Genomic DNA, 25,781 nt, shown 5'->3' with positions numbered 1-25,781 from the left:
ATCGCCCGATGCGCTCCTCTTTCCTCTCCCGGTTCCGGCTACCCCGCCCTGCCCTGGCCCTCGCCAGCCTCGCCCTGCTGGCCGGCTGCGCCAGCGATCCCGATCTCGTGCAACGTGCCGATGCCCTGGTCGCACCTGCCGGCCTGCAACGCGAGGAAGTCCGCGGCGGCCCCTTCGTGCTGACGGCCTACGTGCACGCGCGCCCGAAAGCCCCGCTGTTGCGCGTGTATCTGGAAGGCGATGGCCGCGCCTGGATCACGCGTACTCAGGTCTCGCCCGATCCGACGCCCCATACCGCCATGGGCCTGCGCCTGGCCGCCAGCGATGGCGGCGACGTGGTGTATCTGGCGCGGCCCTGCCAGTTCACGCCGATGGCGCGCAATCCGACCTGCCAGCCGGAGTACTGGGCCGGCCTGCGCTATTCCCCGCTGGTGGTGAGTGCCATGGATGAAGCCCTGAGCCGCTATGTGGCGCGGCTGCAGCCGGCCCGGCTGGAGCTGGTGGGATTCTCGGGCGGCGGTGCCATCGCCGTGCTGCTGGCGGCGCGGCGCAAGGATGTGAGCGCCATCCGCACGGTGGCCGGCAACCTCGATCACGTGGCCGTCAATCAATGGCACAAGGTCTCGCAGATGCCAGGCTCGCTCAATCCCATCGATGTGGCGGCGCAGGTGGAGCGCATCCCGCAACTGCATGTGAGCGGCGCCGAGGATACCGTCATCCCCACTGCCATCACGCACAGTTTCGTCGACCAGGTCGGCCGCTGCGCCGGACTGGTGACCGTGCAGGGCATGACGCACCAGAGCGACTGGGATCGACTCTGGCCAAGGCTGCTGGCAGTACCGCTGCCTTGTACGGCCAAGCAGCCCTGACCGATCCACCATAAAAAATGGGTAGCCGGGAAAATCCGGGCTACCCATTTTTCTAACAAAACTTCATATCGTGATTGCCTGGAAAACAGGCAATCCCGCCATCACAGCGCCATATCGGCCGATGCGTTGGCTTTTGGCTTTTCCATGCTGCCACCCTTGCCGGTCTGGCCGGCCGCCTTGGGGGCGATCACCGGCGGCGGCATCAGTTGCAGCACATCGGCGGTGTAGGCCCACTCCTTGGCGACCTGGTCCGGGTGGTCATTGAGCTTGGTGCCATAGCTGGGCACGATCTGGCGCACCTTCTGCTGCCATTCGGGCGTGGCCAGCTTGTCCTTGAAGACCTTCTGCAGCACGGTCAGCATGATCGGCGCGGCGGTCGAGGCACCGGGCGAGGCACCCAGCAGACCGGCGATGCTGCCATCGGCCGAGGCCACGATTTCGGTGCCCAGCTTCAGCACGCCGCCCTTGGCGTCATCCCGCTTGATGATCTGCACCCGCTGGCCGGCTTGCCAAAGGCGCCAGTCTTCCTTCTTGGCGTTGGGGAAGTATTCCTTGAGCGCGGCGAAACGCTGATCGTCGGACTGCATCAACTGGCCGGCCAGGTATTCCACCAGCGGGTATTCATCGATACCGACACGGGCCATCGGCCAGACGTTGTGCGTCGTGGTGGCCGAGAACAGGTCCCACAGCGAGCCCTGCTTCAGGAACTTGGTCGAGAAGGTGGCGAAGGGGCCAAACAGGATCACGCGCTTGCCATCCAGCACACGGGTATCCAGGTGCGGCACCGACATCGGCGGCGCGCCCACGGAGGCCTTGCCATAGGCCTTGGCCAGGTGGCGCAGGGCGATGTCATGGTTGTCGGTGATGAGGAAGGAGCCACCGACCGGGAAGGCGGCGTAGTCACGCGCCTCGGGGATGCCGGACTTCTGCAGCAGCTTCAGGGCACCGCCACCGGCACCGATGAAGACGAACTTGGCATCGGTCTCGGTGGTGCTGCCATCCTTGAGGTTCTTGTAGACCACGCGCCAGGTGCCATCACCGTTGCGGGTGATGTCGCGCACTTCGCTGGAGAGCTTCAGGCCGAAGTTGGGACGCGTCTGCAGGTAGGCTGCGAACTGGCGGGTGATTTCGCCGAAGTTGACGTCGGTACCCAGCGGGGTCCAGGTGGCGGCCAGCTTCTGGTTGGGGTCGCGGCCTTCCATCATCAGCGGCACCCACTTCTTGATCTGCTCGTGGTCTTCCGAATACTGCATGCCGGCAAACAGCGGGCTGGCCTGCAGGGCTTCGTAGCGCTTCTTCAGGTAGGCGACATTGTCATCGCCCCAGATGAAGCTCATGTGCGGGGTGGAATTGATGAAGGAGCGCGGATTCTTCAGCACGCCGCTCTTGACCTGCCACGACCAGAACTGGCGCGAGATCTGGAAGGCTTCGTTGATCTCGATGGCCTTGGCGATCTGGATCTTGCCGTCCTTGTCTTCGGGCGTGTAGTTCAGTTCGGCCAGGGCCGAGTGGCCAGTGCCGGCGTTGTTCCAGCCGTTGGAGCTTTCTTCGGCCACACCATCGAGGCGCTCGACCATTTCCATCGACCAGCCCGGCTCCAGCTCATTGAGCCAGACCGCCAGGGTGGTGCTCATGATGCCGCCGCCGACCAGCAGCACGTCGACCTTCTTGACGTCCGCCGCCTGCGAAGCAGGCGTGACGACCAGCGCAACTACGAATCCCAGCAGGGCCAGGAAGGATTTTTTCAACATTGTCTAATCCATTTGTGATGAGAGAGGGCTGCCTCCCCTGCACAGTGGCGGGGAGTCGGACAACCGGTGCATGTCACAGGCCGCAGCGCCTGCCGTGGAGGGCGGGCGCGAAAGCGCTGCGTCATGTGGGCCTTGCAGATCAATGCAAGCCCGGCCGGGCGTGGCCGCGCGGGGCCACGGCGCACGTACAGGCCTGTAGCCTGGGTGGTGCCTGCCGGTTTCAACTGCCTGTCCGATACCTGTCTCCGGCATTTGGGGAATGCCTGTACAAATCGTCTCCGTCAGAGCGGACCGGGATCGGGTCATGTCGAGGGGGCGCAGCGTACCACGGGATGGGAGCCAAAGGCGATTGCGGATATCCCCTATTAACGATGGCGCACAAGCATGTTCTGGGCTAGGGAATTCCCCGATATCGTGTGGGCCGTGCCTGACTGACAATGCACGGACCGCCAACACTCACCGTCCCTCATCGGGGCGCACACAAGAACGATCAGGGGCCCGTATGCAAACCGTCATCAACAAGCCGGAAAATTTCGCGTCGTATCGGTATCACGACCGGGCCTTCAATTGCGACACTGCCAAGATCCTGCCGGGCGAATATTTCTATACCGGCGAGGACATGATGATCGTGACCGTGCTGGGCTCCTGCGTCTCGGCCTGCCTGCGCGACCGTGTCAGCGGCGTGGGCGGGATGAACCATTTCATGCTGCCTGATGGCGGTGGCGAAGCCGACAGCCCGGTCTCGGCCTCGATGCGCTACGGCACCTATGCCATGGAAGTCTTGATCAACGACGTGCTCAAGGCCGGTGCCCGGCGCGAGAACCTGGAATGCAAGGTCTTCGGCGGAGGTGCGGTGCTGCGCGGCATGAACGCCATGAACGTGGGCGAACGCAATGCCGCCTTCGTCAAGAATTACCTGTCGGCCGAGAAGATCCGCGTGGTGGCCGAGGACCTCAACGACATCTGGCCGCGCAAGGTGCATTTCTTCCCGCGCACGGGCAAGGTGCTGGTCAAGAAGATCAAGGACGCCGCTGCCGATCTGGCCAGCCGTGAACGTGAATATGCCTCCAAGCTGCAGGCCAAGCCGGTGGGTGGGGAAATTGATTTGTTCTGAGCGACGCCATCGTCCAAACAAAAAAGCGGAACCCGTTGCATGGGCTCCGCTTTTTTCATGCCTGCTTTACGCGGGCCGATACCAGATCGTAATCAGGCCTTGAGCGTGGTCAGGCCTTGCTCAGCCAACGCCTTCAACCATCCCAATCCCGCCGAGGTCGCCCCCGCCGGGTTGTATTCGCAACCGATCCAGCCCTGGTAACCCAGGCTGTCAATCAGCTTCAGCAGATACGGATAGTTCAGCTCACCCACATCCGGCTCATGGCGCTCGGGCACACCGGCAATCTGGATGTGGCCGATGCCGGGCATGTCGCGCTTCAGCTTCACGGCCACGTCGCCTTCGACGATCTGGCAGTGGTAGCAGTCGAATTGCACCTTCAGGTTGGGCGCGCCCACTTCGGCACAGATGGCCTGGGCATCGTCCTGGCGATTGAGGAAGAAGCCCGGAATGTTGCGGGTGTTGATCGGCTCGATCACCACGGTCAGCCCGGCGGATTCGGCCTGGTGTGCCGCATACGACAGGTTGTCCAGATACACCGCGCGGTGACGCGCGCGATCCTGGTCGGGCTTGATCAGGCCGGCCATCACGTGCAGGGTCTTGTTGCCGATGACGGAAGCGTACTTCAGCGCAGTCTCGATGCTGCGCTTGAATTCGTCTTCGCGGCCCGGCAGCGAGGCGATGCCGCGCTCGCCGGCGGCCCAGTCACCCGGGGGCGCATTGAACAGCGCCTGGGTCAGGCCATTGGCCTCCAGGCGCGACTTGATCTCTTCAGGCTGATAGTCGTAGGGGAACAGGAACTCGACGCCGGAGAAGCCATCCTTGGCGGCGGCGGCGAAGCGGTCCAGGAAATCGTGTTCCACATACATCATGCTCAGGTTGGCGGCAAAACGCAGCATCGGATTCTCCTTGGTAACGAAGGGGCCAGTGTAGCGCGAACACTCTTGCGCGCGTCCACACCGGCAGAAGGTGCAGAAAACGTCAAAGCCCGCAGGCAAAGGCATGCGGGCTTTGAACGGGACATCACATTACTTGTTGACCATGCCCGGCTTGGTAGCCAGCGTGGCAATCGAACCCACCACCAGCATCACTGCCAGCATGTACATGCCGGTCGCGTTGTTGTGGGTCAGGTCCTTCAGGTAGCCGATCAGGTAGGGGCTGACGAAACCGGCCAGGTTGCCCACCGAGTTGATGGCGGCAATACCGACAGCCGCCGCAGCGCCCGACAGGAAGGCGGTCGGGAGCGACCAGAACAGCGGTGCGCAGGTCAGCACGCCGGCCGCGGCCAGCGACAGCGATGCGATCGAGACCGCGGTGTTGTCGGCGAACAGCGCCGCACCCACGAAGCCCACGCCACCCATCAGGGCCGGGATCACCAGGTGCCAGCGACGCTCACGCATGCGGTCGGCGCTGCGGCCGATCAGGTTCATGGCGATGATGGCGCAGCCAAACGGAATGGCCGACAGCAAGCCGATTTCCAGGTTGCCCTTCACACCGGTGGCCTTGACCAGCGTCGGCATCCACAGCGTCAGGCCGTATTGACCCATGACGAAGGAGAAGTAGATCAGGCACATCAGCCAGACACGCGCATCCTTCACGATGGCGCCGAAGCCGTGCTTGCTTTCCTTGCCCTTGGCATCGCCGTCGATGTCGGCTTGCAGGCTGGCCTTCTCTTCATCGGAGAGCCACTTGGCGCTCTTGACGTCGTTGTCCAGGTACAGCACCGTGGCCACACCGATCAGGACCGCCGGAATGGCTTCGATCAGAAACATCCACTGCCAGCCTTCCAGGCCGCCATTGTTGTGGAAGGCATCCATGATCCAGCCCGACAGCGGGTTGCCCAGGATGCCGGCCACCGGAATGCCGGACATGAAGACCGCGATCACCTTGGCACGGCGGTGCGAAGGGAACCAGTAGGTCAGGTACAGGATGATGCCGGGATAGAAGCCGGCTTCGGCCAGGCCCAGCAGGAAGCGCAGGACGTAGAACTGGGTGGCGTTCTGCACGAACATGAAGGCCGCCGAGAGAATGCCCCAGGTGATCATGATGCGGGCGATCCAGATGCGCGCGCCGACCTTGTGCATCAGAATGTTGCTGGGCACTTCAAAGAGGAAGTAGCCGATGAAGAACAGGCCAGCGCCCAGACCGAAGACGGTCTCGGAAAAACCCAGGTCCTGCGACATCTGCAGCTTGGCAAAGCCGACGTTGACGCGATCCAGATAAGCGATCACGTAGCACAGCATCAGGAACGGCATGATGCGCCAGAAGACTTTCTTGTACAGTCCGTCCTTGGATTTGTCGTTGACGTCGAGTCCGACGCCGGAAGTGCTTGCGGTGGTCATGGTGTTACATCTCCCTAAGAGTGTCGCGGCTGTCTATGCACGGCCGCTGGTTGCTTGGTGCCCGTGGTCTGACGGGCAATTTATGGATTCAATCGGACCCGCGTGCCGCTCCTTGCGGAACGGCACGCGGGCCGGCATTGATTGGCCGGTCTTGTGCCGGCTTGGCTGCACCCACCACCTTCCGTTGGGCGCAAGCGGGTCATGGCGGACTGGCTGCGTCCGCCATGACGTGTTGTTGCTATGGGTTGCTGAAGCTGCCTGAGCGCTACCGTTACTGCTACCAGCGCGCCTTGAAGGTGTCGCGCAGATCCTGCAGCGCGGGCTCTTCCAGCGGCGTGGCACGGCCACCGGCCAGGTGCCACAGCTTGGCGGTTTCTTCCAGTTCTTCCAGGGCGAAGGCGGCCTTGGAGACCGAGCTTTCCCACACCACCGGACCGAGCCGTTCCAGCAGCACGCCACGCACTTGCGTGGCGATCTTCGCCACCTGCTCGGCCACTTCCGGCGCACCCGGACGGGCATAGCGGATCAGCGGGATGTGGCCGACCTTCATCACGTAGTACGGGGTGATGGGCGGCAAGACATCCTGCTCGCTGTAGACGCCATTGATGGTCAGCGACACCAGATGCGTGGAGTGCGTATGCACCACCGCATGCATCTCGGGATTGTTGTCGTAGATGGCGCGATGCAGGACCAGGGTCTTGGAGGGCTTGTCGCCCGAGACCCATTCCCCTGCCGCATTGACCTTCGCAATGGCCGCCGGATCGAGGAAACCGAGGCAGGCGTCGGTCGGCGTGATCAGCCAGCCGTCATCGAGACGTGCGCTGATGTTGCCGGCCGACCCGACGGTATAGCCACGCTGATAGAGCGAAGCGCCGATGCGGCAGATCTCTTCGCGCAGCGCGCTTTCGTTGGTGTTGCGGCTCATGCCGTCTTCCCGTCGAGATAGCGCAGTGCCTTCTCGAAGAAATCGACGCTGCCGAAATTGCCCGACTTCAATGCCAGCGCAACCGGTTGTTCATCCAGCGTGGCGGTCGCGGGCACGCCCGGATCGATCTGCGGGCCGATGCGCAGGGCGCGCACATCCAGCGCCTGCACCACCGCACCGGAGGTTTCGCCACCGGCGACGACGAACTGGCGCACGCCACGTTGCTTCAAGCCAGCGGCGATCGATGCCAGCGCCTGTTCGACCAGGTGACCGGCCTTGGCGACGCCCAGTTCTTTCTGCACGGCCTTGACTTCATCGGGCGTGGCGGTCGCGTAAATCAATACCGGCTCGTTCTTGATGCGTTCATCGGCAAAGGCCAGCGCCTGTGCCACCACGTCTTCGCCACGGGCCAGGGCCAGCGGGTCGATGCGGAAGGCGGGACGCTTGGCCTTCCATTCGGCCACCTGCGCATTGGTCGCCTTGGAGGCGGAACCGGCCAGCACTACCGACAGGCCATCGACCTTGGGCAGTTGCGCGGCTTCACCGGCGGCAGTCAGCAGGCCGGCGCGGCGGAAGTTCTCGGGCAGGCCCAGGGCCACGCCGGAACCACCGGTGATGAGCTTCAGTTCGGCGCAGGCTTCGCCCAGCGTGAACAGGTCCTTGTCGGAGACGGCATCGGCGATGGCCATCTTGACGCCGTCGGCGCGCAGGGCCGTGAAGCGTTCCTGCGTGGCGGCCGCGCCGCGTGCCACGGTGTCGTAGCGCACCAGGCCGACCTTGGATTCGGTCTGGCGCTGCAGGACGCGCACCAGGTTGGCATCGGTCATCGGGGTCAGCGGATGGTTTTCCATGCCCGATTCATTCAACAGCGCATCGGCCACGAACAGGTAGCCGCGATAGATGGTGCGGCCGTTTTCCGGGAAGGCCGGGCAGGCGATGGTGAAGTCCTCGCCCAGTTCCTTCATCAGCGCATCGGTCACCGGACCGATGTTGCCTTCGTCGGTGGAATCGAAGGTGGAGCAGTACTTGAAGAAGAACTGCGTGCAGCCCTGCTGCTGCAGCCAGCGCAGTGCGGCTAGCGATTGCTCGATGGCTTCGGCAGCGGGAATGGTGCGCGACTTCAGTGCGATCACCAGCGCGTCAGCCGCCACGGCCGGCATTTCGCTGGGCACGCCGATGGTCTGCACGGTGCGCATGCCGCCGCGGACCAGCATGTTGGCCAGGTCGGTGGCGCCGGTGAAATCGTCGGCGATACAACCGAGCAAGGGACGGGATGTGGACATGAAAACTCCTCGATTCAGATGCAGGGACGACGCTGGATTACTTGGCCTTGGCCGGCGGCAGGTCGATGCCGGGGAAGATCTTGATGACGGCCGAATCATCCTCGCCGCCATGACCAGCGGTGGAAGCCATCATGAACATCTGGTGCGCAGCGGCCGACAGCGGCAGCGGGAATTTGCTGCGGCGGGCGGTATCGAGCACCAGGCCCAGGTCCTTGACGAAGATGTCCACCGCCGACAGCGGCGTGTAGTCGCCGTTGAGGATGTGCGGCACGCGGTTTTCGAACATCCACGAATTGCCGGCGCTGTGGGTGATGACGTCATACAGCGCATCCGGATTGACGCCTTCGCGCAGGCCCAGGGCCATGGCTTCAGCGGAGGCGGCGATGTGCACGCCGGCCAGCAGCTGGTTGATGATCTTGACCTTGGAGCCGATGCCGTGGGTGTCGCCCAGGCGATAGACCTTGCCGGCCATGCCGGCCAGCACGTCTTCGATCTTGGCGTAGACGTCAGCGGGGCCCGAAGTCATCATGGTCATCTCGCCGGAAGCGGCGCGCGCGGCACCACCGGAGACCGGTGCGTCCAGCAGCAGCAAGTCCTTTTCTGCCAGGCGCTTGCCCAGCTCGACGGCGAAGTCGGGCGCCACGGTGGCGCTGGAGATGACGACGCTGCCCGGCTTCATCGCGGAGACGGCACCGTTCTCACCGAAGAGCACCATCTCGGTCTGGGCGGCATTGACCACCAGGGTGATCACCACATCGACCTTGGCGGCCAGCTCGGCCGGGTTGGCACAGGCCACGCCACCGGCGGCGGCGAACTTGTCCAGGACTTCCTTGCGCACGTCGCAGGCATGCACATTGAAACCGGCACGCAACAGCGAGCTGGCCACGCCATAACCCATGGCTCCCAAACCGATCACACCTACATTCTTGGACATAATTGCCTCCGCATTGATGACGCCGCTGCCGCTCTTGACGGGCAGGACATTGCGCCGGGTTGATGATGCAACGCCGGCAAAGGCCGGCGTCAGAATTTCAAAATTTCGTAAAACTTATAAATCGTTTAGAACATTCAAATCATTTGCTGCCGTTCAAGCCGGGACACTCTTTTCAGGACTGTCCCTGGCTCAAGCGCCGTGCCGCGTTGAACATGTGGGTCTGGGCGGCATTGCGGGCCGCCATTTCATCACCGGCGCGAATGGCCGCGACGATGGCCTCATGTTCTTCGCGCACCTGGCGCGAGAAATCCTCATACCGTGCTTCATTGCCACGCGTCACCGCCGTGGCCGCTTCCAGATACTGGGACAGGAACTCCAGCGTCTTGATGAAGTACGGATTGCGCGTGGCCTGCGCCAGTGCGCGATGGAAGGCCACATCGGCGGCCACGCCATCACCGCCTGCGGCCACATCGGCCCCGATCTGCACCAGTGCCGCGTCAATCGCCTGCAGGTCTTCCGCACTGCGGCGCTTGGCCGCCTGTGCGGCGACTTCGGCCTCGATGGCACGGCGCAGCTCGACGATCTGCAACACCGCCTCGGGCGAACTGACCTCGGTGTAATCGATGCGCAGCGGCTTGATGCCGGCCTGCTCGGTCACGAAGACGCCGCTACCCTGGCGCGGTTCGACCACGCCTTCATGTTTCAGGCGCGCGATGGCTTCGCGCACCACCGTGCGGCTCACACCGAACTGCTGCGCCAGCACCGCCTCGGTGGGCAGCTTGCTGCCCCGGGGAAAGGCACCGGCGTCGATGTTTTCCAGCAATTGCCTGGCTACAGTGTCGCTGAGCGCCTGTGCGGGGATCTTCTGAAACATGCTGTCTCGCGGTCGTTATCGTAAAGTTATCCGGTCATCATACAAATTTATTTTGAACGGGGCAATCCGATTTTTTCTCTTTACCGGGAGTAACACCCCCGTTTGGCAAACAATATGTGCAGTTGACGGAACTTGACGTGATATATGCAGCAGTTCGCTCCAGACATCAAGAATACGAATATCTCTGCCAAGGCTGCGCCAGCAGGCCGGGGGCTCTACAATCAGGGCTTTCCTGCCACGGATGTGCCGCATGCCCTACGATCTCTCGGACAAGCTCGTCATTGGAATCTCTTCCCGCGCCCTCTTCGATCTCGAAGTGGAGAACGCCATCTACGACCAGCAGGGTGTGGATGCTTATGCGCAGTACCAGCGTGATCACGAGAATGATCCGCTGCAGCCGGGCACGGCCTTCCCGCTGGTCAAGGCGCTGCTGCAGCTCAATGAACTGATTCCGGAACGCCGTCTGGTGGAAGTGGTGGTCATCTCGCGCAACACGCCCGACACCGGCCTGCGCGCCTTCAATGCCATTGCCGCCCACAAGCTCGACATCAGCCGTGCGGCCTTCACCGGTGGCGGACCGACTGCGCCTTATCTGCAGGCCTTCAAGATCGACCTGTTCCTCTCGCGCGATACCGGCGACGTGCAGGAAGCCATCGATGCCGGCGTGGCGGCGGCCCAGTTGTATGCCGCGCCGCTGGACTACAGTGCGCCGGACAAGCAGATTCGGATTGCCTTTGACGGCGATGCCGTGCTGTTTTCGGCGGAGTCCGAGCGCATCTTTGCGGAGAAGGGATTGGAGGCCTTTGCGCGGCATGAACAGCGCCATCGCAAGAAGGCCATGAAGGAAGGTCCGTTCGCCAAATTGCTGCTGGCCTTGTCGGCGATCCAGAAACAGTTTCCGCCCAAGCAGTGCCCGGTGCGCATCGCCATCGTCACGGCACGCAACAGCCCGGCGCACCAGCGCGTCATCCATACCTTGCGGACCTGGAATGTGACGGTGGATGAAGCCTTCTTCCTGGGCGGGCTGAACAAGGCGGAAGTACTGCAGGCCTTCGGCGCGCACATGTTCTTTGATGACCAGGAGGGGCATGTGCAGAAGGCGGCCGTGGTGGTGCCGTCGGGGCGGGTGCCTTACAAGGGCGGCACGCTGGAAGGGGCACGTGCGGTGCGGGGACGGGCGGTCAAGGGCTGAAGAAGAGACGCTAGCGAAAGAGAAACCAACGATCTCATCCCGCCTCGCACGCGGACAATGCCGCCGATCACAATTGCGCTGACACCTCTCCACACCTGCGGATCCATCTCAGGCAAAACTGTCTCAAAAAATCGGATGGATCGCAATCATCGCGGATGATGTTCCGAAAACCTCCATTTCCTCGTCATCGCCCACCTGCAGTCTCGCCCTGCAGGCCAGCGCCGCCGAACGATGACAGAATCAGCCATCAGGCCCGCCCTGCTTGAGCCGCAGCAGCGCCCCATGTGCATTGCGCATCAGGATCTCCGGGTATCTCTCGACCAGAACATTGAGGCTGGGTACGATCCTCTGCAACGAGGTGGCAATGGCCATCTCCGTCACGTCCTCGCTCCACAAGATCTTTTGTATGAAAAGAACGGCACCGATCTCTCCGACCAGATCGACACAGGTCTGAAACTCGAACGCATCCTGCGCTTCGCCGTAGCACCGCTTGATCACATCGTTCAGTTCTTGCGCCAGTGCATGCGCTGCCGGCGAGTCAGCCTGGCCAGCGGCCGATTGAAAGACCGCGCAGAGCCGATCCAGTTCTTCGGCCAGCCTGATGGTGCTGTTGACGACTTTGCGCAGGTCTTCCAGCGACAGCGCTGTCCGGGGTGGCTGGTCATCCTTGCTCATTGCGCCTGCCCCTCCGGCGCAAGCACCGCCACGCTCGGATCGGCCGGAAGTCGAAAACGGCCTACCAATGTCGATAACAGACCAGCCTGGTCCTGCAGCCCCTGCGACGCCGCTGCGGCTTGCTCTACCAGGGCCGCGTTCTGCTGAGTTACCCCGTCCATCTGTCCGATCGCAAAGTTGATCTCCGTGATGCCTTTGCTCTGATCGTCGCTGGCGCGTGCAATCTCGGCAACGATGGCGGTAACCTGCTCGACGCTGCCGACCACGCTCCTCATCGTCTCGCCCGCTTGCTGAACCAGCAGGCTGCCAACGCCTACTTGCTCTACCGTATCGTCGATCAGCCCCTTGATCTCTCTTGCCGCGGTCGCAGAGCGTTGTGCCAGATTGCGCACTTCCGCTGCCACCACGGCAACCCCCCTGCCCTCGTCACCCGCACGAGCCGCCTCTACCGCAGCATTGAGCGCAAGGATATTGGTCTGGAACGCGATCCCGTCGATGACGGCGATGATTTCGACGATACGCGTCGATGCCTGTTTGATTGCCGACATGGTCGTGACCACTTCAGTGACGACCTGTCCCGCCTCTCCCGCCACGGTTGAAGCATTCACAGCCAGCGCATCTGCCTGGCGCGAATGGGCACTCGCCTGCACGATGCTGCTGGTGATCTGCTCCATGGCCGCCGCCGTCTGCTGCAACGAACTGGCCTGCTCCTCCGTGCGCGAAGACAGATCGATGTTGCCGCTGGCAATCTGACGTGATGCCGTGGCTACATTCTCGGCGCCTGACTTGACCCCATTGAGAATCAGCCGAAGCTCCTCGTTCATGTGCCGCAGAGCGGCGATCACCTGTCCCGTTTCATCGTCGCCGGACAACGCAATCTCGGTGCACAGGTCGCCCGCAGCGACCGTATTGGCGATCCTCGCTGCGAGGATGAGCGGCTGCGAGATGGCCCGCGCGACGATCATCGCGAGCCCACCCCCGATCAGCAGTACGGTCAGCAGCGCAAAGCAGATCAAGGTCTGCGACTCCCCGTAGATACGATTTGTGTCAGCGGCGGACTGATCGCCACCTCGCCGATTGACGTTCGCCAAGGTATCAACATCCTTGAGCAGCGAGAAATAAATGTCCGAAGATTCGCCCGCAAAGATGGTGCTGGCCAGATCGGGATGACCGTCTGCCAGCGCTGCCATGAAGGCAGCGTGGTGCTGCAGCAGTCGTTTGATCCGCAGACTGGCCTCCGGATAGACATCCTTCTCTTCGGGCTCGGAGATCTGCCCCTCGTAGGTGTTGAGCGCAGTCTTGAGATCATTGAGGATATCCAGTGTGCGCCCGGTGAGTTTCTTGGCCTGAACGTGATCGCCTGCATACATGATCAGTTGCGCTTCATTGCTGCGCAGGCGCGCCAGCAGCAGCTTGATCTCCCCCAGTGTCTTGATGCTGGGCAGCCAGTTGGTCGCCAGTTCGTTGGCCGATGCATTGACACGATGCAGCTGCCAGATGGAAAACAGACCGATACTCGTCGTGAACAACAAGATCAGACTGAATGAGATGACGAGCTTCTTGGCGATCTTGAGATCACGAAATTTCTTCACACTACCCCCGAATTATTGATGAATGGCTAAATCGGGACTGATTCACTTGAGGCGGGCGACCGATGGCACCAGTTCGCGATGCTGCATTTCCATCGCCTCCTTTCTCACGGAAGCCCAGAGAGAAACGGCAAGACTCTCATCTGCAACAGACAATGTTGACCTATCCTTCCGGGCCGCACGAGGAGACACTCGCTTCAGGGAGAAGAGCCCCCGAACAAGGTAGCAGCTGTCGTTCGCAATCCTTGCCCGAGAGCGCATCATCATTGACGCACAGCGCAGTCACATCACAAGATGACAATAAATGACGTTGGCCCGCACATTACTCGCCGCTCGGTGTGTGCGCCACCGCACGACGCACTTCATTGGGCGTCTGGCCGAACGCCGCCTTGAACACCCGGCAGAAATGGCTGACGGAAGCGAAGCCCTTGCTATAGGCGATTTCCGAAATACGCAGATGATTGAAAGCGGGATCGGACAGCATTTTTTGACAGGCCTCAAGCCGCCTCTGGAGAATGAAGCGTGAGACCGGCATATCCTCCTGCTGAAAAAGAGAATGCAGGTGGCGTACGGAGATGCGATGGGCCGCAGCGATGGTGGCGGGATCAAGCCTCTCGTCATGCAAATGGCGAAGAATGTATTCCCGAATCAATTGCAGTTTGACGGACGCATTATCGAGTGCCGCGCGAGTATCGTAATGAAGCAGCGCATTGACCAGTTCAAGCAGGGAACGACTGGCAGCACCGGCCACACGAGGATCGAGATGCATGAGCTCACTGGCCAACGCGCGCATCTGATTGACCAGGAGGTAGCCGATACCATGACGCCCCTCACGCAGACCGCCCACAGGCGGTTCCTTGTGCTCGGGAAAACGATCTCTCAACAGGCGCCATGGCAGCATCAGCGTCACCTTGTGCAAGGTCTCGATCACCTCGAACCGCGTCGCATCGGCGGTAGTCCATACGATCAGATCACCCGCGCCCACTTGCAGACGCTGACCTGCTGTATCGAAGCGTTCAGCACCACTCTCTGCAAGCTGGATACCGATATAGAGATCGTCATCCCTCCTGAGCGTTTGGTAATCGCGTTCGCCCTCGCACGGACCGCAGATCGTATTGATGAGCAAGAGCTCATTGAATTCATGTCTGACAAGGTGTGCACGAAACTCGGGAGAAACGGCCTTGGTCAGCGTCCATTCCCGGTAGGATCGGCGCAGCTCCGCTTGCCAGGCATCCGTTCTTTCAGCAGGAGGAATCTCTTCGCTGAGCCAGGATTGCGTCTTCCTTTTACGATACATGACGAGCTCCTTTCACAGGCATGCTCGCATCTGATGCTGACAAAAGAATGACGAATGACGACACCGTAAACGGCGGCGGGGTGGATGAAATTGCCTATCTGGCTATGCGCGCGCATCGCCTGTCTGCAGCATGAAAGCCCGCGTGGTGAGATACAGCACCACCCCATTGAGCAGATGCCAGAACATGTGGGTGCCGATGCTGATGCTCGGGCATACCGCCATGTCCATGGAGCGCAGCACCAGCGACAGCGTAAAGACACCGGTGGCCAGCAGCAGGATCCCTGGCTCCGCATTGCGCATGCGCCAGTGATACACGCCCAGCCCGCCAATGAACAGCCACGCCGAACCATACGACGCCACCGAACCATTGAGCCACTGATCCGGCAGCATGCCGACGCCATACGTGACAGCGAAGAAAAACAGCACCCAGCCCAGCGTCACCAGCCAGCTGCAGCGCGCCACCTGGCGCACATAGAAGGCCAGGAACAGCACCTGATAGACCGAAATCGGAATGACATCGGCGAACAGGGCCCAGCGTTGCGCAAAGGTGTGGAAAAGAAAACTGCCCACGCCGATCACGGCCACCATCAGCGTCAGGATCCGTGACATCACCACGGCACTGCGCCCTTGCGGCAACGGCAAGCGCCACAAGAAATACGCGGCAAGCAAGAAGGCGAGATTGGAAAGTGCATTGACGGGCTCAGCCCAGAAGGCAGTGCTGAGGCGTTCGCAATACAGATCTACCGGGGCAAGAAGCGATGCGGTCATGGTGTGGTCGCCAGCAAGGCGTCGCGTTTCAGGAAGACATCGCAAGCGGTGATCAGGCAGCCACCCGTTCACGATGCAGCCGCCATCATCCTCGAAGCCGCGGATTTTTTCCAGTCGCGCATCGACTCTCTATACGGCCGCCCCGATCACCCTCCCCGGCCGCCCCGCCAACCAGCCCAGCGCCCCCATCAGCACCGCCCCACCCGCACACAAGCCCAGCACCAGCGTCCACCCACCGCTTACATCATGCAGCTGACCCATGAGGATGGGCCCGGCGGCCGCCAGCAGATAGCCCACGCTCTGCGCCATCGCTGACAGCGCAGCAGCCTGTGGTGGTGTCGATACGCGCGTGCCGACAAAGGCCAGCCCCAGGATCAGCACCGCGCCCGTCCCGAACCCAAACAGCGGCACCCAGATGATGGACGCCTGCGGCCACGCAATGAGGCCGATGAGGCTCAGGACAGTCGCAGCCGACATGCTCACCGCCACCGGGCGATGATCGCGCATGCGCGGACCCAGCGGCACCAGCAGCAAGCCCGGCAAAGCCGAGGCCAGTTGCATCAGGCCATGCAGGTTGCCCGCCTCCACCGCACTGTGTCCATTGGCCGCGAGGATGGACGGCAGCCATGCCGTCACCACGTAATACACCAGCGAATTGGTCCCGAGGAAGAAAGTCACCTGCCACGCCAACGGCTGGCGCCACATCGACGCCGCACGTGCAGGCGCAGTGGCCGGGCGCGTATCACGCCGCAATTGCGGCAGCCAGACCAGTACCGTCACCACCGGCAATGCAATGAACGAAGCCAGCGCCCACGCCCAGCCGAGGCCCGCCGCCAGCGGCACCGCACAGACCGAGCCCAGCGCCGACGCACCGCCCATGGTGAGCGCATAGATGGCCGTCATGCGCGTGAGATCATCGGGAAAGTCGCGCTTGAGCAAGCTGGGCAAGAGCACATTGCCGCCGGCAATCCCGCAGCCGATGACACAGGTCCCGGCCAGCAAGGCCGCCACCGATCCCGAAGAGCGCAGCACGATACCGCCCGCAATCAACAGCAAGGCCAGCAGGAGCGTGCGCTCCAATCCGAGACTGCGCGCCACGCGGGCCGCCAGCGGCGAGACCAGCGCAAAGCACAGCAGTGGCAAGGTCAGCATCAGCCCGGCGGCACCGGCCGAGAGCGCGAAGGTCTGTTGCAGCAACCCCATCACCGGCCCCACGGCCGTGACCGGTGCGCGCAGATTGGCGGCGATCAGCAGGATGCCTGCAATGAGCCAGACACTGCGATGAACAGGGCGAACGTGAGGAGGATGCGTGGCGTGCATGGCGGGCGTGATGAAGGCAATGATTGATCGAAAGCAGCGAGCGCCCAGCTTAGCCAATCGCAGCCTGTACGAATTTGGCTACAATGCCAGCTTATTGCTAAAAACGGTCAACCCTGCTCCCGATGGCCACTCTCTACGCCAGCCTGGTCGAACACGATCCGGACCGCCTCGACGCCGCGGTCACGGCCCTGCGCGTGCATACCAGCCAGAGCGAGCGAGAAACCCCCTTCCACAGCCATCGCAAGGGCCAGCTGGTGGTGGCCCTGCGCGGCGCGGTCACCTGCGAGACGGCGCAGGGCATGTGGATCGTGCCGCCGCAGTCGGCGGTCTGGATTCCGCCGGGCGTGCCGCACAGCAACCGTGTCACGCTGGACGGCCAGCTGTGCTTCCTCTTCATCGCGCCACATGCAGCCAGCATGCCGGACCAGTGCTGCACGCTGGCGCTGTCGCCCCTGCTGGTGCAGATGATCTGCCACCTCGCCGAGCAGCGCCAGGACTACGCCCCGCACGAGCGCACCGCGCGCCTGGCCTCGGTACTGGTGGAAGAACTGGAACACAGCCAGCGCCACGCCCTGCCCCTGCACCTGCCCGTGCCGCAACATTCGCGGCTGCGTGCGATTGCGCGCCACCTGGCCGAACAACCGGCCGACCGCAGCACGGTGGCCGAATGGGGCCAGCGCCATGCGATGAGCGAGCGCAGTTTTGCGCGCTTCGTGCAGGCCGAAACCGGCATGAGCTTCGGCCGCTGGCGGCGGCAGATCCACCTGATGCTGGCCCTGCAATGGCTGGCCTCGGGCAGCTCGGTGCAGCGCGTCTCGCAGGACCTGGGCTATGAATCGGTGAGTGCTTTCATCACCATGTTCCGCAATACCCTGGGCAAGCCGCCCGCGCGCTACATGGCACAGCGCCAGGCACCGCTTGCCCGCCCCGCTTCTTCCCCGCCGCCTAGCCCGGCGGCCCCCTACTTCCAACCGACACGGAACGCCTCATGGAAACCGAACTGAAACTGCTGCTCGCCCCCGAGCACACCAAGGCCTTCATCCGTCATCCGCTCATCAAGCGCTACGCCCAGGCCGCGCCACGCATCAAGGACCAGACCGGCACCTACTTCGATACGCCTGACCTGCTACTGCGCCAGAACGAAGCCGGACTGCGGGTGCGTCGGACCGGAAATGAATATATCCAGACCCTCAAGGCAGGCGGCGGCGTCAGTGGCGGCCTGCACCAGCGCAATGAATGGGAGTCGCTGGTGGAAGGTGAACAACCTGACCTGCCGGTGCTGCGCGAGCTGGCGGCCTCCGACGAAGCCTGGGCCAGGAAGGTGTTCTCCGACAAGACCGCTGCGCAGTTGACGCCCATCTTCAGTACCCGCATCCAGCGTATGGTGTGGAACCTGGTATTGCAGGATGGCAGCGAGGTCGAATGCGTGCTCGACCAGGGCACGGTAGAACACGGAGAGCTCAAGGCGGAGGTCTGCGAAATCGAACTGGAACTCAAGCAAGGCGAGGCCAGCGCCCTCTTCGATTTCGCACTGCAACTGCTGCAGACCCTGCCGCTGCGCATCGGCATCCAGAGCAAGGCGCAGCGCGGCTATGGATTGTTCCACCAGGCGCGCCGTGCGCAGCAGGGCATCGCCGCGACCTCGTCGGCCAGCCGCGCCAAGCCGCTGCAGCTGACCCGCAAGATGCCGGTGGAGCGGGCCTTCCTGGCGGTGGTCAACAATTGCGTGGAGCAGATCCAGGCCAATGACATCGCCGACCAGGACAGTGACGACATCGAACGCCTGCACCAGATGCGCGTGGGCCTGCGCCGCCTGCGCTCGGCCTTCACGCTGTTCGAGCCCGTGATCGCCCTGCCCGCTTCCCTGGCCGCTGAATTCGACTGGGTCTCGCAAGCCATCGGCAATGCACGTGACTGGGATGTACTGGCCACGCAAACGCTGACCACGCTGCCACCGCACGCCATCGGTGCCATCGATCTGGAACGGGTGCGCCATGCCGCGCTGGTGGAAGCCGGCAAGGAACATGCACTGGCGGTACAGGCCGTGGCCTCGCCGCGCTATACCGCGCTGGTCCTGCAGTTCAGTCGCTGGCTGCTGACCTCTGGCTGGCGCGATGGCCTCGGCGAGGCGGGACAGGAAGCCCTCTCGCAAGCGCTTTTCCGCTATGCACGGCAGATGCTGCAGCGGGATGAGAAACGCCTCAACAAGCGCGGTGCGCATCTCGAAGAAAACGACCGCGCCCGCCACCGTACCCGCATCGCTGCCAAGAAGATGCGCTACGACATCGAGTTCTTCCAGGCGCTGTATGGCGAGAAGAGCAGCCGCCCCTACCTGAAAGCCTTGTCACGCCTGCAGGAGCAACTGGGCGTGCAGAACGACCTGGTGGTGGCCGATGCCCTGCTGCAGCAACTGCAGCAGAAGCAGGTACGCCTGGCGCCGAGCATCGCCTACGCGCGCGGCTTCCTGGCCGGCCAGGTCAACGATGGCCACGAGCGCATGCGTCGCCTGTGGAAAAAATGGAAGGCGCAGGAGTTGCCTCAGTGAGTACCGCAATGAGTGCTGCAATGAGCGCCGCGCTCATTGCAGCATGAAGGTCTCATACTCCAGCAGTTCCAGCTTGCGGGTGAGCAGCACGAAACCGGCCAGCACCACCACGAACACCGCCAGCGCAAATCCGAAACCGTAGAAGGTCGGACCCAGGTGCAGCGAGAGCGCGGTGAGCGCGAAGTTGAGCACCACCAGTCCCCCGCACAGGCCCAGCACGATGCGGCGCTTGTCGAGATAGAAGAAGACGTTGAGGATGCCCAGCAGCACCACCTGCAGGCTGGCCGCGATGACGTCGATATAGAGCAGCGGCAGGTAGAGCGTGGAAATGCCCAGCCACTTCAGGATGGACTCACCCGTCACCATCAGCAGCAAAGTGGTGATGGCCTGGATCTTGATGATTTCCAGCAGGCCCAGGCGCACCGTTTCCACCATGCCGTTGCGGTGTTTCTCGATGGTTTCCAGCGAGGCCCCGGTGCGCACGGCCTCATAGAAGGCATCGTAGTCCTCGACGAAATCGGTCTCCATGCGCAGCAGGAAAATGGCCATGCCGGGAATGATGGAAAGGTAAGCCAGGAACACCGGCAGGTCATAGATCACCGAGGCACGCAGCGGACCGATGATGGCCTGGCTGGTCTCGGGCGTGTACCAGAACATGGCCTTGTCGATCCAGATCGCGGTGTTGTAGAGCAGGCCGATGGCCATGAGCGAGGGATAGAGTTTCTTGCGCTCATAAAACTCGAAGGAGATGAAGCGGTCCGACGGAAAATTGCGCAGGATCAGCGCCATCATCGCCATCAGCAGCACCGCCTGGCCGATCACGAATCCGCCCATCAAACCCTCCAGCCCCAGCGGACGCAACAGCAGCGCCGCCACCACCGTGATGGCATAGCCGAGCGCATAGATCCAGAAGATGGCCTTGTACTGCTTCATCCCCGACAGGAAGATGGTGGCGATCCAGATGTTGCACATGATGATGAAGGCCGCCAGCAACAGCAGCCGGTACAGCGCACTCTGCTGCGGGAACAGGAAGGCCACCGCCAGCAGGCCCAGCACGCCCCCCACCACCGTCACCGCCATCGACACCGAATGGAAATTGGGCAGAATGGCGTGATTGTCCTTTTCAAACAGGCGGTCCGCTGCGAAGCGCGTCAGGGCCAGCTGGAAGATGCCGGTGAAGATCAGCGACAGCGAAATCACGTAGGTGATGCTGACCTGGAATTGCACGATGGCCAGCTTGGGCATGTTCACCGTATAGCTCACCAAACCGATGACCAGGATGCCGACGATGGACATGATCCACGGCCCCGAACTGATCAGGGCCGCATAGGAATACGCCTGCATCAGCGAGAGCAGGCTGTCGCGCTTCAATATCTTGCGCAGTTCAAAACCGATACCGGCCATGGCGGTCCTCGTCAGTGCCGCACCGGGCAGCGCAGCGGCTGGCCGGATGCGGCGTCGCTGTCCGGCCCGCCCTGCGCCAGCGAACGCTGGTACAGCTCACGGTAGGCACCGAACATCATGTCCTGGGTGTAGTAACGCTCCACGCGCGCAATGCCTGCGGCCTGGGCCGCGTGCCAGCGCTGCGGATCGGTCAGCAGTTTCAATGCCGCGTCGGCCAGCGCCTGGGGCTGGGCGATGCCGACCACATCCCCCGCTGCGCCCAGCGCCTGGTCTTCTTCCGACAGTCCATACAGCAGCTGGCGGCACGATCCCACATCGGTGGCAACGGCCGGCACACCGGCCGCAAAACCTTCCAGCAGCACCAGCGGCAAGGCCTCGCTGATGCTGGAGAGCACCACCAGTCCGATCTTGGGCATGAGCTCGTCGATCTTCTGGAAACCGAGAAACTTGACCTTGTCGGTCAGGCCCAGACCATCGGCAATCGCATGGCACTCACCGGCATAGGCCGGGTCTTCATCTTCCGGTCCGGCGATCCAGGCTTCGGCCTCCGGATACTGGTTGACCACGGTACGCATGGCACGGATGAAGGTCTTCACATCCTTGATCGGCACCACCCGGCCCAGCAGGCAAAGCACCGGCGGAATATTCTCGCTGCGCAATGCGCGCAGCTTCGACAGGCGCGGCAGGTCGATGCCGTTGGGGATATTGCGCGTGCGCTCGGCCGGTGCGCCGTCATGGATCTGGCGCAGGCGGTTGGTCTCGTAGAGCGCGACGATGTCGTTGGACGCCTGGTAGCACAGCCGGCCCAGCGCCTCGAAGAAGCGGATCCACATCTCGCGGAAGTAGGGGATCTGCGAGGCATCCTTTTCGAAGACGTTTCGGTTGTCGCGGATCCACTCGCTCTGGAACAGGTCGATCTTGCGTTCCTTGGTGTAGATGCCGTGTTCGGAAAGGATCAGCGGACGGCCGGTCTGCATCTTCATCAGCGCCCCGAGGAAGCCCGCGTAACCGGTGGAGATGGTGTGATAGCAGCGCGCCGGGATCAGCTGGCGCGCCACGCGGGCCAGGGTCCATACCGGCTGGTGCATGATGCGCACGGTCCAGAAGTAATCGACGAAGGAAGGATCGGTGCAGAAAATGCGGTATTGCGAAGCGAGGTAATCCCAGGAACGCTTGCTGAAGAGGAAGGTGTCCTGGTCCATCTTGCCCCCATCTTCCATCATCGGAATCAGTTCACCCAGTTGCGCCACCAGCGCCGAATGCGAGGTGGCATCGGTGCGATCGTAGGCGCGGAACATGGCATGCAGTTCGTCGATGCGTTCGAAGGCGGCTGCATCGCCGCGCGAACGCACCACCTGCGTCGCCGAGAGATGTTCGTGGATGAAGTGCGTTTCCAGATGGACCACGTTGTCCGGCAGTGCGTACTTGGGGGTGCCGTAATCCTCAGGCCGACTGCCGATGAAGCACAGGCCGAAACGGATCTCGGGAAAACCCCGGATGATCTGGTTGACCCAACTTGACACGCCACCGCTCACATACGGGAAGGTCCCTTCCAGCAGCAGCATGACGTCGCAGTCCTTGGCGCGGCGCTGGTAGGACGCATCGCCGGCGACCGGTTTGACGACAGGCGCATTCATCGGCGGCCTCCGCCAGGACGGCCCGCAGGCGCGGGACTGAAGGTGTCAGGCCGGTTGGCAATGGTGCGCCGGCCATGGCGCCAGTAACGGTGCAGCTGCGGCTGCGAGGACACGCTGGGATCGTATTGCATTTCGATGAAGAGCTTGCGCACTTGTTCGTAGTCGTGTTCGAGGAAGCTGAGTTCGGCCAGGTAAGGCAGGAGACGCACGCGCGAAAAACCATATTCATGGGCGCGCTGCATGGCCTCGGCGGCGTCGGCCACGTTGCGGTTGGCCAGCTCCATGCGCGCCAGCATGAACCACAGGCCCGGTTGGGCGGCATCGATCTGCAGCGCCGCCCGGGCGTGCTCGCGCATCTGGGTGTAGGAGTAGTTCAGCAGGTCGCCCTGCACCAGGTTCTGGTAGATCAGTTCCTGATACAGCTCGGCCACCTGCTGATGCAGGATGCTCAGGGTCTCGGGGTCGGAGACGGTCTTGAGGTGGTTGCGCATGTCGACGATGCGCTGGGTGATCTTCTTTTCCTTGCCATCCAGGATGCCATAGGCCAGCAGCCGCACGTCGTCCGCCGGATCGCCCAGCAGGCTGCGCAGCGAAGCGCCGCTGGCGCGCGTGGGCGCGCTCTGGATCGCCACCAGTGCATTGAGCCGCTTGTCCACGGGGGTGGCGACGTTGCCCAGCTGCGCCCGCACGCGGTTGCCGGAAAAACCGCTGCCCTCGCGCCTGCGCGCAGTGACGAAGGCCGGCGCCTGGCTGGTATCGAAATGGTCTTCCGGTTTGTCCTTGGGCCAAAGCACGGCCACCAGCAGCGCCACCACGGCACACAGCACGCCGCCGATGGGAATGAAGAAATTGAAGAAGAACAAATACAGCAGCAAGGCCGTGCGCGGACGCCGGTACTGCGGCGGGGCCACCTGCGCGATGGCCAGCGCGAACAGCGCCGAGGAGGCCAGGTGCAGCAGCAGATAACCGGAGAGTACGCCCAGCCCGTTGCCACCCTGCAGCAGCAGGGCCACGGAGGCGGTCTCGAAACTCAGACCGGCAGCGGAGAGTTTAAGCAGCACAGCGTTCCGCCAGGTTGATCAAGAGGCGCATCGGCTCATCGCTGCCCAGCGCAGCGGTGTGCGCAGCGGCGAAGTTGGCCAGTGACTTGTTGTCGAACTGCGCGTGCGAAGCGGTCTCGATGCGCATCAGGTAGCCATCCACCGCTGCCGGTCCGGCCAGCGGCAGCAAGGTCATCAACACGTTGCGGCCACCGGCCTTGTAGGTCCAGACCACATCGGCGGCGCGCTTCAAACGGCGTACCTGATCGTACATGTCGCGCGAGAGTTCGTCGTCACCGAACACCAGCGCCACCAGCGAGGAATCGATGTCGGTGCTGCGCTTGAGGCGATGCAGGCGCACCAGGTCCACTGCCAGTTCCGGCGGGCAGGTCGGCAGCTGCTGCAGGATGGCGCGGGCGCTGTCGCCCATCTCGATGCCGTCGGCGTAGTAGTCGATGAGCACCGACATCAGTTGCAGCGTGTCTTCGTTGAGGGCCAGGAAGGGTAACTGCTCCACCACCAGCAAGCCGAACTGGCGGCCCTCGTAGTTGCGCAAGGGCGCACAGACCAGATAGCGGCTCTGGTTGCGCAGGGTCTGGTTCAGGCTCTCGGTCTGGATATGGCCCAGCTTCTGCTGCGTCAGGCAATAGCGCACCAGCGGGTCGTCGGCCGCCAGCGGCGTGACCTTGCCCACGCTGGCCACCGCCTCAGGCAGGACGTGGCCGTGGACATCGCAGGCAAACACCGAGGCCGACTCCACCTGGCAGCTCTGCACCAGGATCTGCAGGAAGGCATCCGGTGCCGGCATGCGGCCCGGGTCCAGCAGGTATTGCGTGAGCGTGAGGGCGCGCATGCGGTCCAGCGATTCACGCAGGGTCAGCGGCTTGGACAGCAGGTCCTGTTCCAGCCGCTCATGCGACAGGCGCAGCAGGAAGTGATTCTTGGTGAGCATGGTCAGGCGCTCTTCCAGATAGGCATTCACCCCGCGCAGGCGGCGGCTGCGCGCATTCCACACTTCGGCGAACTGGCCGCACAGCAGCGTCAGCACCAGCCCGCCCAGGAAATAGGCTTGCGGAAAGGCCTGCGCCGCCGACACCACGGCCTGCGCCTCATCTTCATGATGGCCATGCATGAGCAGATACCAGCCCCCCAGCATGGTGGCCACCGCCACCACGCCCAGCGTGCTGCCGTAGCGCATGGCAAGGATGGCCGGCATCAGCCACAGCCAGGGGAATTGCGCCTCCAGCCCGAACGGATCCTCCGGCGCCAGCCACCAGGCCACACCCAGCGCGGCGGCCACCAGCGCAATGGTCTCGACGATGCGCAGGGCCGCCTTGCGCGGTGATCCGCTGTCGGTATCGAAGCGCGTAAACAGGCGTGACCAGAACTTCTGGCGCTTCTGCGCCGCCGTCGGTGCCGGCCGCGGACTGGCCGCCCACGGCTGGCCACCGCCGGGACGTCCTGAGACCGGTGGTGTAGTGGGCCGTTGGCTGTCGTTCACGTTCTCTCCCATCAGGGGCGCTGCATCTCGGGCGCGGTGGACTCGGTCTGCGCCGCAGCGTCCGCTGCGTTGGCCGCATTGACGGCCGCCGAGGTGCGCGCCAGCGTGCGCAAGGGCGACAGCAGGCTGCGCATGAGCTTCTGTGCCACGGCCGACAAGGCTTCGCGGCTCCAGCCACTCTTGGCACCGGCCGCTGCCCAGACCACCTTGCCGCTGGAGACCTCGATCAGCTGCAGCGTCAGGCCCACCGCCGGCTCGCCATCGATGCCGACCTTGTAGCGCCATTCATCGACGGTGCCGGAGAGCGCATAGGTGATGTTCTCGCTGCGTGCCCAGTCGAGGGCGGCATCGAGCTGCTTGCGGTCCATCGGTTCGAACAGGGTTTCATTGTTGAGCGAAGCCGGATAGCGGCGCAGCTCGGCCAAGCCATTGGCGCGCAGGATGCTCTCCGAGATCGACTCGGCACGCAGTCCGGCCTGCGGGGTCTCGGTGTGATTGGCGAAGGGCAGCAAGCCCCAGCGTGCGTCGGCCGGTACCACCGGCGCGGGGCCGATGTCAGCGGTGGAGCAGGCGGCCAGGCCCAGGGCCAGTACGGCAGCGCTGCCGAGTTTCAACAGCGTGGAGCGGATCTTGTTTGTCATGGTGGTCACCTTGGAGCAATGCGCGGCCTTTCGCGGCCATAGATTAATGAGAGCTGATTCATCGATTTCATTGATCAATCAAT

General features: G+C 63.0%; 22 protein-coding genes. 5 read left to right on the top strand and 17 right to left on the bottom strand.

What is annotated here, in order from left to right; translation table 11 throughout:
* The first annotated feature begins 8 nt into the window (after window positions 1–8).
* A complete protein-coding gene (locus ACWHXP_RS23875) occupies window positions 9–869 on the top strand; it encodes an alpha/beta fold hydrolase (RefSeq protein WP_489634894.1) in 861 nt (286 codons plus the stop codon).
* Window positions 870–970: 101 nt separating this feature from the next.
* Here the strand turns inward: ACWHXP_RS23875 and mqo are convergent, their stop codons facing one another.
* Window positions 971–2,620, bottom strand: a complete 1,650-nt coding sequence (mqo, locus tag ACWHXP_RS23870) for a malate dehydrogenase (quinone) (protein WP_489634895.1) — start codon at window positions 2,618–2,620, stop codon at window positions 971–973.
* A gap of 502 nt (window positions 2,621–3,122) precedes the next feature.
* Here mqo and cheD point away from each other — a divergent pair.
* Window positions 3,123–3,734 carry a chemoreceptor glutamine deamidase CheD gene (cheD, locus tag ACWHXP_RS23865; protein ID WP_034341503.1) on the top strand — a complete coding sequence of 204 codons (612 nt, stop codon included), beginning with the start codon at window positions 3,123–3,125 and terminating at the stop codon, window positions 3,732–3,734.
* A gap of 92 nt (window positions 3,735–3,826) precedes the next feature.
* Here the strand turns inward: cheD and otnI are convergent, their stop codons facing one another.
* The 6 genes from otnI to ACWHXP_RS23835 all read right to left on the bottom strand — a co-directional run bounded on the left by otnI (window position 3,827) and on the right by ACWHXP_RS23835 (window position 10,089).
* Window positions 3,827–4,630: a 2-oxo-tetronate isomerase gene (gene otnI / locus ACWHXP_RS23860; protein WP_134223547.1), complete on the bottom strand. Its 804-nt coding sequence runs from the start codon at window positions 4,628–4,630 to the stop codon at window positions 3,827–3,829.
* A gap of 129 nt (window positions 4,631–4,759) precedes the next feature.
* Complete coding sequence (locus ACWHXP_RS23855) at window positions 4,760–6,073, bottom strand: MFS transporter (protein ID WP_034341512.1); 1,314 nt, start codon at window positions 6,071–6,073, stop codon at window positions 4,760–4,762.
* 277 nt (window positions 6,074–6,350) lie between these two features.
* Window positions 6,351–6,998, bottom strand: a complete 648-nt coding sequence (gene otnC / locus ACWHXP_RS23850) for a 3-oxo-tetronate 4-phosphate decarboxylase (RefSeq protein WP_008332714.1) — start codon at window positions 6,996–6,998, stop codon at window positions 6,351–6,353.
* Window positions 6,995–8,281, bottom strand: coding sequence for a 3-oxo-tetronate kinase (gene otnK / locus ACWHXP_RS23845; RefSeq protein ID WP_134223548.1), 1,287 nt, complete (start codon window positions 8,279–8,281; stop codon window positions 6,995–6,997). The genes otnC and otnK overlap by 4 nt, the downstream gene beginning before the upstream one ends.
* Window positions 8,282–8,318: 37 nt before the next feature.
* Entirely contained in the window at window positions 8,319–9,215 is an 897-nt protein-coding gene (ltnD, locus tag ACWHXP_RS23840) for an L-threonate dehydrogenase (RefSeq protein ID WP_134136972.1), read from the bottom strand.
* A gap of 172 nt (window positions 9,216–9,387) precedes the next feature.
* Complete coding sequence (locus ACWHXP_RS23835) at window positions 9,388–10,089, bottom strand: FadR/GntR family transcriptional regulator (RefSeq protein WP_121040565.1); 702 nt, start codon at window positions 10,087–10,089, stop codon at window positions 9,388–9,390.
* A 250-nt stretch (window positions 10,090–10,339) separates the two neighbouring features.
* Here ACWHXP_RS23835 and ACWHXP_RS23830 point away from each other — a divergent pair, with 250 nt between their 5' ends.
* Entirely contained in the window at window positions 10,340–11,281 is a 942-nt protein-coding gene (locus ACWHXP_RS23830) for a 5'-nucleotidase (protein ID WP_489634896.1), read from the top strand.
* Window positions 11,282–11,521: 240 nt separating this feature from the next.
* On the opposite strand, the gene ACWHXP_RS23825 is transcribed toward ACWHXP_RS23830, so the two are convergent.
* The 5 genes from ACWHXP_RS23825 to ACWHXP_RS23805 form a co-directional block, all read right to left on the bottom strand.
* Window positions 11,522–11,956, bottom strand: coding sequence for a hypothetical protein (locus ACWHXP_RS23825; protein WP_489634897.1), 435 nt, complete (start codon window positions 11,954–11,956; stop codon window positions 11,522–11,524).
* On the bottom strand, window positions 11,953–13,548 hold the full coding sequence (locus ACWHXP_RS23820; RefSeq protein ID WP_489634898.1) for a methyl-accepting chemotaxis protein: 1,596 nt from the start codon (window positions 13,546–13,548) through the stop codon (window positions 11,953–11,955). The genes ACWHXP_RS23825 and ACWHXP_RS23820 overlap by 4 nt, the downstream gene beginning before the upstream one ends.
* Window positions 13,549–13,867: 319 nt before the next feature.
* Window positions 13,868–14,842 carry a helix-turn-helix domain-containing protein gene (locus tag ACWHXP_RS23815; RefSeq protein ID WP_489623918.1) on the bottom strand — a complete coding sequence of 325 codons (975 nt, stop codon included), beginning with the start codon at window positions 14,840–14,842 and terminating at the stop codon, window positions 13,868–13,870.
* A 102-nt stretch (window positions 14,843–14,944) separates the two neighbouring features.
* Entirely contained in the window at window positions 14,945–15,610 is a 666-nt protein-coding gene (locus ACWHXP_RS23810; protein ID WP_489634899.1) for a ceramidase domain-containing protein, read from the bottom strand.
* Window positions 15,611–15,739: 129 nt separating this feature from the next.
* Complete coding sequence (locus ACWHXP_RS23805) at window positions 15,740–16,930, bottom strand: MFS transporter (RefSeq protein WP_489634900.1); 1,191 nt, start codon at window positions 16,928–16,930, stop codon at window positions 15,740–15,742.
* Between the two features lie 122 nt (window positions 16,931–17,052).
* Between ACWHXP_RS23805 and ACWHXP_RS23800 the strand changes: the two genes are divergently transcribed.
* On the top strand, window positions 17,053–17,934 hold the full coding sequence (locus tag ACWHXP_RS23800) for an AraC family transcriptional regulator (RefSeq protein WP_489634901.1): 882 nt from the start codon (window positions 17,053–17,055) through the stop codon (window positions 17,932–17,934).
* Entirely contained in the window at window positions 17,919–19,475 is a 1,557-nt protein-coding gene (locus tag ACWHXP_RS23795) for a CYTH and CHAD domain-containing protein (RefSeq protein ID WP_489634902.1), read from the top strand. The genes ACWHXP_RS23800 and ACWHXP_RS23795 overlap by 16 nt, the downstream gene beginning before the upstream one ends.
* A 33-nt stretch (window positions 19,476–19,508) precedes the next feature.
* Here the strand turns inward: ACWHXP_RS23795 and pelG are convergent, their stop codons facing one another.
* Genes pelG through ACWHXP_RS23770 form a run of 5 tightly spaced genes read right to left on the bottom strand, consistent with a single transcriptional unit; the run spans window position 19,509 to window position 25,698 of the window.
* Complete coding sequence (pelG, locus tag ACWHXP_RS23790; protein ID WP_134136983.1) at window positions 19,509–20,879, bottom strand: exopolysaccharide Pel transporter PelG; 1,371 nt, start codon at window positions 20,877–20,879, stop codon at window positions 19,509–19,511.
* Between the two features lie 11 nt (window positions 20,880–20,890).
* The gene (gene pelF / locus ACWHXP_RS23785; RefSeq protein ID WP_039783712.1) at window positions 20,891–22,516 is read right to left on the bottom strand and encodes a GT4 family glycosyltransferase PelF; all 1,626 of its coding nucleotides are present in this window, start codon (window positions 22,514–22,516) and stop codon (window positions 20,891–20,893) included.
* Window positions 22,513–23,577: a tetratricopeptide repeat protein gene (locus tag ACWHXP_RS23780; RefSeq protein WP_489634903.1), complete on the bottom strand. Its 1,065-nt coding sequence runs from the start codon at window positions 23,575–23,577 to the stop codon at window positions 22,513–22,515. The genes pelF and ACWHXP_RS23780 overlap by 4 nt, the downstream gene beginning before the upstream one ends.
* The gene (locus ACWHXP_RS23775; protein WP_489634904.1) at window positions 23,567–25,057 is read right to left on the bottom strand and encodes a PelD GGDEF domain-containing protein; all 1,491 of its coding nucleotides are present in this window, start codon (window positions 25,055–25,057) and stop codon (window positions 23,567–23,569) included. Before ACWHXP_RS23775 ends, ACWHXP_RS23780 begins: the two co-directional genes overlap by 11 nt.
* Window positions 25,058–25,068: 11 nt before the next feature.
* Window positions 25,069–25,698, bottom strand: a complete 630-nt coding sequence (locus ACWHXP_RS23770) for a penicillin-binding protein activator LpoB (RefSeq protein WP_489634905.1) — start codon at window positions 25,696–25,698, stop codon at window positions 25,069–25,071.
* Between the last annotated feature and the right edge of the window lie 83 nt (window positions 25,699–25,781).

The organism is Herbaspirillum sp. Her2 (genome assembly GCF_057961375.1).
This window is presented reverse-complemented; position numbering and strand designations above follow the sequence as displayed.

Bases quoted from the DNA above. Each gene is read 5' to 3' on its own strand.
- ACWHXP_RS23875 (WP_489634894.1), top strand. From the start codon at position 9: ATGCGCTCCTCTTTCCTCTCCCGGTTCCGGCTACCCCGCCCTGCCCTG.
- mqo (WP_489634895.1), bottom strand. From the start codon at position 2,620: ATGTTGAAAAAATCCTTCCTGGCCCTGCTGGGATTCGTAGTTGCGCTG.
- cheD (WP_034341503.1), top strand. From the start codon at position 3,123: ATGCAAACCGTCATCAACAAGCCGGAAAATTTCGCGTCGTATCGGTAT.
- otnI (WP_134223547.1), bottom strand. From the start codon at position 4,630: ATGCTGCGTTTTGCCGCCAACCTGAGCATGATGTATGTGGAACACGAT.
- ACWHXP_RS23855 (WP_034341512.1), bottom strand. From the start codon at position 6,073: ATGACCACCGCAAGCACTTCCGGCGTCGGACTCGACGTCAACGACAAA.
- otnC (WP_008332714.1), bottom strand. From the start codon at position 6,998: ATGAGCCGCAACACCAACGAAAGCGCGCTGCGCGAAGAGATCTGCCGC.
- otnK (WP_134223548.1), bottom strand. From the start codon at position 8,281: ATGTCCACATCCCGTCCCTTGCTCGGTTGTATCGCCGACGATTTCACC.
- ltnD (WP_134136972.1), bottom strand. From the start codon at position 9,215: ATGTCCAAGAATGTAGGTGTGATCGGTTTGGGAGCCATGGGTTATGGC.
- ACWHXP_RS23835 (WP_121040565.1), bottom strand. From the start codon at position 10,089: ATGTTTCAGAAGATCCCCGCACAGGCGCTCAGCGACACTGTAGCCAGG.
- ACWHXP_RS23830 (WP_489634896.1), top strand. From the start codon at position 10,340: ATGCCCTACGATCTCTCGGACAAGCTCGTCATTGGAATCTCTTCCCGC.
- ACWHXP_RS23825 (WP_489634897.1), bottom strand. From the start codon at position 11,956: ATGAGCAAGGATGACCAGCCACCCCGGACAGCGCTGTCGCTGGAAGAC.
- ACWHXP_RS23815 (WP_489623918.1), bottom strand. From the start codon at position 14,842: ATGTATCGTAAAAGGAAGACGCAATCCTGGCTCAGCGAAGAGATTCCT.
- ACWHXP_RS23810 (WP_489634899.1), bottom strand. From the start codon at position 15,610: ATGACCGCATCGCTTCTTGCCCCGGTAGATCTGTATTGCGAACGCCTC.
- ACWHXP_RS23805 (WP_489634900.1), bottom strand. From the start codon at position 16,930: ATGCACGCCACGCATCCTCCTCACGTTCGCCCTGTTCATCGCAGTGTC.
- ACWHXP_RS23800 (WP_489634901.1), top strand. From the start codon at position 17,053: ATGGCCACTCTCTACGCCAGCCTGGTCGAACACGATCCGGACCGCCTC.
- ACWHXP_RS23795 (WP_489634902.1), top strand. From the start codon at position 17,919: ATGGAAACCGAACTGAAACTGCTGCTCGCCCCCGAGCACACCAAGGCC.
- pelG (WP_134136983.1), bottom strand. From the start codon at position 20,879: ATGGCCGGTATCGGTTTTGAACTGCGCAAGATATTGAAGCGCGACAGC.
- pelF (WP_039783712.1), bottom strand. From the start codon at position 22,516: ATGAATGCGCCTGTCGTCAAACCGGTCGCCGGCGATGCGTCCTACCAG.
- ACWHXP_RS23770 (WP_489634905.1), bottom strand. From the start codon at position 25,698: ATGACAAACAAGATCCGCTCCACGCTGTTGAAACTCGGCAGCGCTGCC.